Source organism: Novosphingobium sp., assembly GCF_037133355.1.
Classification (GTDB): domain Bacteria; phylum Pseudomonadota; class Alphaproteobacteria; order Sphingomonadales; family Sphingomonadaceae; genus Novosphingobium.
Map to the genome: position 1 here is coordinate 35747 of NZ_JBAXOI010000024.1, position 6816 is coordinate 42562.

The 6816-nt window shown below is 65.5% G+C and carries 8 protein-coding genes and 1 tRNA gene; 4 read left to right on the top strand and 5 right to left on the bottom strand.

Annotated features, from left to right (window positions below; translation table 11 throughout):
* Positions 1-103: 103 nt before the first annotated feature.
* The 4 genes from WCL10_RS18430 to tkt all read right to left on the bottom strand — a co-directional run bounded on the left by WCL10_RS18430 (position 104) and on the right by tkt (position 4817).
* Positions 104-1303, bottom strand: coding sequence for a phosphoglycerate kinase (locus tag WCL10_RS18430; protein ID WP_336897109.1), 1200 nt, complete (start codon positions 1301-1303; stop codon positions 104-106).
* Positions 1300-1713 carry an MOSC domain-containing protein gene (locus tag WCL10_RS18435; RefSeq protein WP_336897110.1) on the bottom strand — a complete coding sequence of 138 codons (414 nt, stop codon included), beginning with the start codon at positions 1711-1713 and terminating at the stop codon, positions 1300-1302. The genes WCL10_RS18430 and WCL10_RS18435 overlap by 4 nt, the downstream gene beginning before the upstream one ends.
* Positions 1714-1791: 78 nt before the next feature.
* Positions 1792-2799 (bottom strand): type I glyceraldehyde-3-phosphate dehydrogenase, encoded by a 1008-nt coding sequence (gene gap, locus WCL10_RS18440; RefSeq protein WP_336897111.1) that lies wholly within the window; start codon positions 2797-2799, stop codon positions 1792-1794.
* Positions 2800-2825: 26 nt separating this feature from the next.
* Positions 2826-4817: a transketolase gene (tkt, locus tag WCL10_RS18445; RefSeq protein ID WP_336897112.1), complete on the bottom strand. Its 1992-nt coding sequence runs from the start codon at positions 4815-4817 to the stop codon at positions 2826-2828.
* A 157-nt stretch (positions 4818-4974) separates the two neighbouring features.
* Between tkt and WCL10_RS18450 the strand changes: the two genes are divergently transcribed.
* From WCL10_RS18450 to WCL10_RS18465, 4 genes are all read left to right on the top strand, one after another.
* Complete coding sequence (locus tag WCL10_RS18450; protein ID WP_336897113.1) at positions 4975-5178, top strand: hypothetical protein; 204 nt, start codon at positions 4975-4977, stop codon at positions 5176-5178.
* A gap of 48 nt (positions 5179-5226) precedes the next feature.
* Positions 5227-5538 carry a cell division protein ZapA gene (locus WCL10_RS18455; protein WP_336897114.1) on the top strand — a complete coding sequence of 104 codons (312 nt, stop codon included), beginning with the start codon at positions 5227-5229 and terminating at the stop codon, positions 5536-5538.
* A gap of 240 nt (positions 5539-5778) precedes the next feature.
* Positions 5779-6369 carry a 5-formyltetrahydrofolate cyclo-ligase gene (locus WCL10_RS18460; RefSeq protein WP_336897115.1) on the top strand — a complete coding sequence of 197 codons (591 nt, stop codon included), beginning with the start codon at positions 5779-5781 and terminating at the stop codon, positions 6367-6369.
* Between the two features lie 11 nt (positions 6370-6380).
* Entirely contained in the window at positions 6381-6605 is a 225-nt protein-coding gene (locus WCL10_RS18465) for a DUF2842 domain-containing protein (RefSeq protein WP_336897116.1), read from the top strand.
* A gap of 23 nt (positions 6606-6628) precedes the next feature.
* Here the strand turns inward: WCL10_RS18465 and WCL10_RS18470 are convergent.
* Positions 6629-6705: transfer RNA gene (locus WCL10_RS18470), tRNA-Asp, on the bottom strand.
* Positions 6706-6816 lie beyond the last annotated feature (111 nt).

Genomic DNA, 6816 nt, shown 5'->3' on the forward strand with positions numbered 1-6816 from the left:
GGCGTGTCCCTCATAGCGTGCATTCGTATGCGCGAGCCCTTAGTGCGACTCTTGCCGCACTGCAATATACCAGCGCCGCTCCCGCGCGATTTATTGGTGCCGGTTACGCTTCGAGAGCCGCCACGCCGGGCAGCACGCGGCCCTCCATCCATTCCAGGAAGGCGCCGCCCGCAGTCGAGACATACGTGAAGTCTGCTGCCGCGCCGGCGTGGCTCAGCGCGGCGACGGTATCGCCGCCGCCCGCGACCGAAACCAAGGAACCCTCGCGGGTAAGCGCCGCTGCGGTGCGCGCCAGCGCCACGGTCGCGGTGTCGAAGGGCGGGGTTTCGAACGCGCCCATCGGCCCGTTCCACACCAGCGTGCGGCAGACCTTGAGCACATCTGCAAGCGCTTCGGTCGCCGCCGGGCCGACGTCGAGGATCATCTCGTCGGCTGCCACTTCATGCACGTTGCAAGTGCGCAGAGAGGGCGGATTGGCCGCGAATTCCTTTGCCACCACCACGTCGTAAGGCAGATGCACCGTGCAGCCCGCAGCGTCTGCCGCCTCGAGAATCGCTTCAGCGGTCGGTGCCAGATCATGCTCGCAGAGCGACTTGCCGACATCGACCCCGCGCGCGGCAAGAAACGTGTTCGCCATGCCGCCGCCGATGATCAGATGATCGACCTTGCCGACCAGGTGCTTCAGCACATCGAGCTTGGACGAAACCTTGGCCCCGCCGACCACAGCCGCCACCGGATGCTCGGGATGATCGAGCGCCTTGCCCAGCGCTTCAAGCTCGGCCTGCATCGAGCGCCCGGCATAGGCCGGCAGCACATGCGCCAGCCCCTCGGTCGTCGCATGCGCGCGGTGCGCGGCGGAAAAGGCGTCGTTCACATAGATATCGGCGTTCTCGGCAATCGCCTTGGCCAGTTCGGGATCGTTCTTTTCCTCGCCCTTCCAGAACCGAGTGTTCTCAAGGCACGCAATCCCGCCCTCGGGCAGGATACCGACCACCTGCGTAACCACCGGCCCGGCAATTTCGGAAACGAACATCACTTCGCGGCCCAGCACCCGCTCGACCGCACCGATCACCATGCTTAGCGACTGGGTCGAGACGCGCTCACCCTTGGGCCGGCCGAAGTGCGCGAGCAGCAGCACCTTCGCGCCCTTGTCGGCGAGTTCGAGGATCGTCGGCTTGGCGGCCTGCACGCGGGTATCGTCGGTCACCGCGCCATCCTGCATCGGGAGGTTGAGGTCCACGCGCACCAGCACGACCTTGCCGCGCACGTCACCTATATCGTCCAGGGTCCGAAAAGCGCTCATTCCTCGATCCTCACTTCATCGCCCAAGGCAATTTCGCCCTCGCTGATCACTCGCCCGCAAATCCCGCCACGCCAATCGGGCGTCAGCGCCGCGCGCAACCCCTCGCGCAGGGCATCCATGCGGCTGCAGGGATCGCACTCGCAGCGCACCTCGATGCGCAAACCGTTGCCTATGGCGATCACCTTGCCCGCCTCGCGCGGCAGGCGCACGCCCGATACGAGCAGATTGGCCCGCCGGTCGGACCAGACGAGGCCGTCCGCCCCGCCAAGGTCCTTAAGCGCCGCAGCCCAGCTCTCGGCCTCGATCACGGTGATCTGCCGGTTGCCCTTCTTGCCTTCCGGCACCGGCCCCCGGCAATCGCCCTCAAGCCCCAGATCAGGGGTTACGCTGGCACGGTCCAGCGTTTCCATAGGCCCGCGGGACACCTTGTGCCGGGCAATCCCGTCAAGTCGTCCCGCGCCCATGGTCTTTCCCCCGGGACCGAAGTTTCAGAGCAGTCCGCCCATCACGCCGGCCGTATCGACCATGCGGTTCGAGAAGCCCCACTCGTTGTCGTACCACGAAAGCACGCGCACCAGCTTGCCGTCGATCACCGCGGTTTCGAGGCTGTCGATGGTCGAGCTGTGCGCATCATGGTTGTAGTCGATGGAGACCAGCGGCTCGTCGCTGAAGCCGAGCACGCCCTTGAGCGCGCCTTCCGACGCCGCCTTGAGCAGCGCGTTGACTTCTTCCTTGGTCGTGTCGCGCGCGGGCTGGAAGGTCAGGTCCACCACCGAGACGTTGGGGGTCGGCACGCGGATCGCCGAACCGTCGAGCTTGCCCTTAAGTTCGGGCAGAACCTCGCCCACCGCGCGAGCAGCACCCGTCGTGGTCGGGATCATGCTCATCGCAGCCGCGCGCGCACGGCGCGGATCGTCGTGGATCTGGTCAAGGATCTTCTGGTCGTTGGTATAGGCATGCACCGTGGTCATAAGACCGCGCACGATCCCGATCTTGTCATTGAGCACCTTGGCAAACGGCGCGAGGCAGTTGGTGGTGCACGAAGCGTTCGAGACAATGGTATGCTCGGCGGTCAGCTTATCGTGGTTCACGCCATAGACGACGGTGAGGTCCACGTTCTTGCCCGGGGCGGAGATGAGCACCTTCTTGGCGCCCGCCGCGATGTGCTTTTCGCAACTGGCGCGGTCGGTGAAGAAGCCGGTGCATTCGAGCACGATGTCAACGCCCTGCGCGCCGTGCGGCAGGTTGGCGGGATCGCGCTCGGCCGTCACGTGGATGCGCTTGCCATTGATCACGAGATCGGTGCCGTCGACTTCGACAGTCCCCGAAAAGGCGCCGTGAACGCTGTCGCGCTTGAACAGCAGAGCATTGGCCTTGGCGCTTGCCAGATCGTTGATCGAGACGAGCTCCAGCCCGCAGTCCGGCCGTTCCAGAATGGCCCGCGCCACATTGCGCCCGATGCGCCCGAACCCGTTGATCGCAACCTTGGTCGCCATGATACTGTTCTCCTGAATGGTATCGCTTACGAAAGCCGCGCGAGAACGCGCGGCAGGATCTTTTCAGCCGTCAGGCCGAAGTGGTCGTATAATTTGTCGATCGGCGCCGAAGCCCCGAAGCTGTCGATGCCGATGGCGAGCCCATCGCCGACATACTTCTGCCAGCCAAGCGTCACCCCCGCCTCGATCGAAACTTTGAGCACGCCTTCCGGCAGCAGGTCCGCGCGGTATTGAGCGTCCTGCGCGTCGAACAGTTCCCAGCACGGCACCGAAATCACGTCCGCGCCGATACCCTGCGCTTCGAGCGCCTTGGCCACATCGCCGGCAATCGCCACTTCCGAACCGCTTGCAAGAAGCACGACCTTGCGCTCGGCGCTGGCAGCCACGAGGCGGTAAGCGCCCTTGGCCGAGCGGTTTGTCAGACGGCTCCAACCCTCATCGCCCGCTCCGCGCAGTTGCGGAAGGTTCTGCCGCGAGAGTGCAAGAACCGAAGGCGTATGAGTCGTTTCCAACGCGAGCGCCCAGCATTCCGCAGTCTCGATCACGTCGGCCGGGCGATAGACGTTGAGATTGGGGATCAACCGCAGCGACATGACATGCTCGACCGGCTGGTGCGTCGGCCCGTCCTCGCCAAGGCCGATCGAGTCATGGGTCATGACATAGACGACCTGGGCATGCTGCAGCGCCGACATGCGGATCGCGTTGCGGCAGTAGTCGGAGAAGACCAGGAACGTGCCGCCATAAGGCACGACGCCGCCATGCAGCGCCATGCCGTTCATCGCCGCCGCCATGCCAAACTCGCGGATGCCATAGGCAACATGGCGGCCGTCATAGCTGTCCGCGCTGAACAGCGGGGTGAACTTGGTCTTGGTAAGGTTCGAACCTGTCAGGTCCGCACTGCCGCCGACGAGGTGGGGTATCTTCTCGGTCAGCGGACCCAAGGCCATTTCGGATGCCTTGCGGGTCGCCACCTTCTGCGGCGCAGCGACGAGACCTTCAATGTAATCTTCAAGCGCGGGCGCCGCGAGGTCAGCGATGCCCATCAAACGGCTCTCGAACTCGGAGCGCGAAGCCGATGCCGCAAGGCGCGCAGCCCAAGCCGAATGGGCAGCCTTGCCGGTCTCACCCGTCGAACGCCAATTCGCCAGAATATCGGCGGGAACTTCGAACGGCGCGTTCGACCAGCCCAGATACTCGCGCGCGGCGGCAACTTCGGCACCGCCCAGCGGCGAGCCGTGCACATTGTGCCCGCCCTGCTTGTTAGGCGCGCCCTTGCCGATGACGGTACGGCAGGAAACAAGCGAGGGCCGAGGATCGGCGGCAGCTTCGGCGAGTGCGCGCGCGATATCGGCAAAGTCATGCCCGTTGCAGCTGGTCGTGTGCCAACCGCTGGCGTCATAGCGCGCGAGAATGTCCTCGCTTGTCGAAAGCGAGGTGTTGCCGTCGATGGTGATCTTGTTGTCGTCCCACAGCACGTTGAGCCGGCCCAGCTTCAGCGTGCCCGCAAGGCCCACCGCCTCGTGGTTCACGCCTTCCATCAGGCAGCCGTCGCCCGCAATCACCCAGGTCTTGTGGTCGACCAGCTCATCGCCGAATGCGGCATTGAGGTGCCGCTCGGCCATCGCCATGCCCACTGCCATGGCAATGCCCTGCCCCAGAGGCCCGGTGGTGCATTCCACGCCTTCCAGCATGTCGTTTTCGGGATGCCCGGCGCAAGGGCTGCCCATCTGCCGGAAATTGCGGATGTCGTCCATTGTCGGCGCGGCATAGCCCGTCAGGTGCAGCAGCGCATAGATCAGCATCGAGCCATGCCCGGCCGAAAGCACGAAACGGTCGCGGTCAGCCCACTTGGGCGCAGCGGGATCGAACTTCAGAAACTCGCTGAACAGCACGGTCGCCACGTCGGCCATACCCATCGGCATGCCGGGGTGCCCGGAATTGGCGGCCTCGACCGCATCCATGGCAAGGGCCCGAATTGCGTTCGCCATGGGCGCCAGCACGGCCCGATCCCGTTCCATCGTCAGTCAAAGCCCTCGATCTGGCGGCAAAAGCCGCGCGCGCGCCCGATTCGGCAGCGCGCCCTCTTTGGGAGCCCCACCCCGGAGCGTCAAGGTTGGGGAAAGGCGGCCGCTTCCCGGCTTGCGAGCCAAGGCATTTGTGCTAGCGAAGGCCCCCATGACCACTGCGGCCCCGGATTCCACGCTCTATGCAGCGCTCGAACGGATCGAGCAGGCCTTGGCCCGGCTCGAAGTTGCGGTCGCCGCAGTGCCACCTGTGTCCGAAGTTGCCGATCTGCGCACCCGTCACCGCAAGCTCAAGGAGCAGGTGAAGCAGGAAATCCAGCAGCTCGATCTCCTGCTAGCCAACCTGCCACAATGATGCTCCGGCCTGCCACAGGACTTCGCGCATGAGCCCAGGACTTCGCCCATGAGCAATGTGACGCTGACAATCGGCGGCCGCCCCTACACCGTCTCCGCGCCCGATGGCGAGGAATCGCATATCGAGATGCTTGGCCGCATGGTCGCCGAACGCGCCGGAAGCGGCAGCGGCCCCGGCGTCAGCGAAACGCGCATGCTGCTCTTCGCCGCGCTCACGTTGGCAGACGAACTGCATGATCTGCACCGCCAGATGCCCCCGCCGGGCGAAGAGCCGCCCGCCGCCGAAGTCATTGCCCGGATCGAAACGCTGGCCGCGCGGGTGGAGAAGCTTGCCGCACAGCTCGAAGAGCCCGCCACTTGAGAAAGCGCGCTGCCTCCCCTACATGAGGGGAGACGGGTACTGCCCGGCACGTGCCACATGAAATCCCTGAGGCTATAAGCAAATCCTTGGGGGCTGTCCCTGCCCTGGCCCTGGCCCTGGTATATGGTCCCCACCTGACGTGAACGCGTCAGAGGATTCTCCTGGAAACGACCCATGGTGGTCCCGTCACCCCCGGCACGAAGCCACCACTTCTGAAAGCAGGCGCGAAAGGACAAAAGCGTGGATACCGTCGATGCGGGCCTCGCCAAGGCCGCCCTGCGCAAGGCGCTGCGCACCGCCCGGCGCGAACATGTCGCCGCTCTAGATCCCCGGGTGCGCGCACTGATGTTCCTGCGCCCGCCCGTCCCGCTCGCCGCGCTCGTGCCGCCGGGCGTGGTCATCGGCCTCTATGCTGCCATTGCCGATGAAGCGCCGACCACGGGCTATGCCCGCTTCTTCCACGAAGCGGGTCATCCCATCGCAATGCCGTGGTTCGCGCAGCGCGGCGCGCCGATGGAATTTCGCCGCTGGGCCTCGCCCCATCTTGATGAGCTCCTTGCCCCCGGCCCCTACGGCGCCGCGCAGCCGCTCGCCGATGCGGCGCCCCTTGTGCCGGATGTGCTTTTCGTCCCGCTGGTGGGCTTCACCGCAACAGGCGGCCGCCTCGGCCAGGGCGGCGGCCATTACGACCGCTGGCTGGAGCATCGTCACCATGTCCTTGCCATCGGCATGGCCTGGGACAGCCAGTTGGCCGAAAACCTGCCCACCGAGGCGCATGACAGGCCGCTCGCCGCAGTGGTAACGCCCACGCGGCTATACGGCCCCTTCTGAACGGACGCACGATGGACGAACCTCAATCCTACAAGCCGACGTGGCGCAAACCTTTCGGCATCCTCGCGCTGGTCCTTGGCTTGTTCGGCTATGCGCTGATCGTCGCCGGGCTATCGGGGCCGATCGGCAAGCTTCCGGTGCTGGTGCAGACCTTGGTCTACATCATCCTCGGCACCGTCTGGCTGCTGCCGCTGCGCCGGTTTCTGATCTGGATGGAAACGGGCCGCTGGGGCTGACACCCAAGACCCGCAAAGGACAATGGCGCGAGTGACGGGGCTCGAACCCGCGACCTCCGGCGTGACAGGCCGGCACTCTAACCAACTGAGCTACACCCGCACACTGTCCGGTGGGAGGAAGCCCGCAGCGCCGCCCCCTCAGGTCCTCAAAGCGAGTGGCGCGAGTGACGGGGCTCGAACCCGCGACCTCCGGCGTGACAGGCCGGCACTC

Coding starts and splice junctions, on each gene's coding strand:
- WCL10_RS18430 (WP_336897109.1), bottom strand. CDS start 1,303: ATGAGCGCTTTTCGGACCCTGGACGATATAGGTGACGTGCGCGGCAAG.
- tkt (WP_336897112.1), bottom strand. CDS start 4,817: ATGGAACGGGATCGGGCCGTGCTGGCGCCCATGGCGAACGCAATTCGG.
- WCL10_RS18465 (WP_336897116.1), top strand. CDS start 6,381: ATGGACGAACCTCAATCCTACAAGCCGACGTGGCGCAAACCTTTCGGC.
- WCL10_RS18435 (WP_336897110.1), bottom strand. CDS start 1,713: ATGGAAACGCTGGACCGTGCCAGCGTAACCCCTGATCTGGGGCTTGAG.
- WCL10_RS18450 (WP_336897113.1), top strand. CDS start 4,975: ATGACCACTGCGGCCCCGGATTCCACGCTCTATGCAGCGCTCGAACGG.
- gap (WP_336897111.1), bottom strand. CDS start 2,799: ATGGCGACCAAGGTTGCGATCAACGGGTTCGGGCGCATCGGGCGCAAT.
- WCL10_RS18455 (WP_336897114.1), top strand. CDS start 5,227: ATGAGCAATGTGACGCTGACAATCGGCGGCCGCCCCTACACCGTCTCC.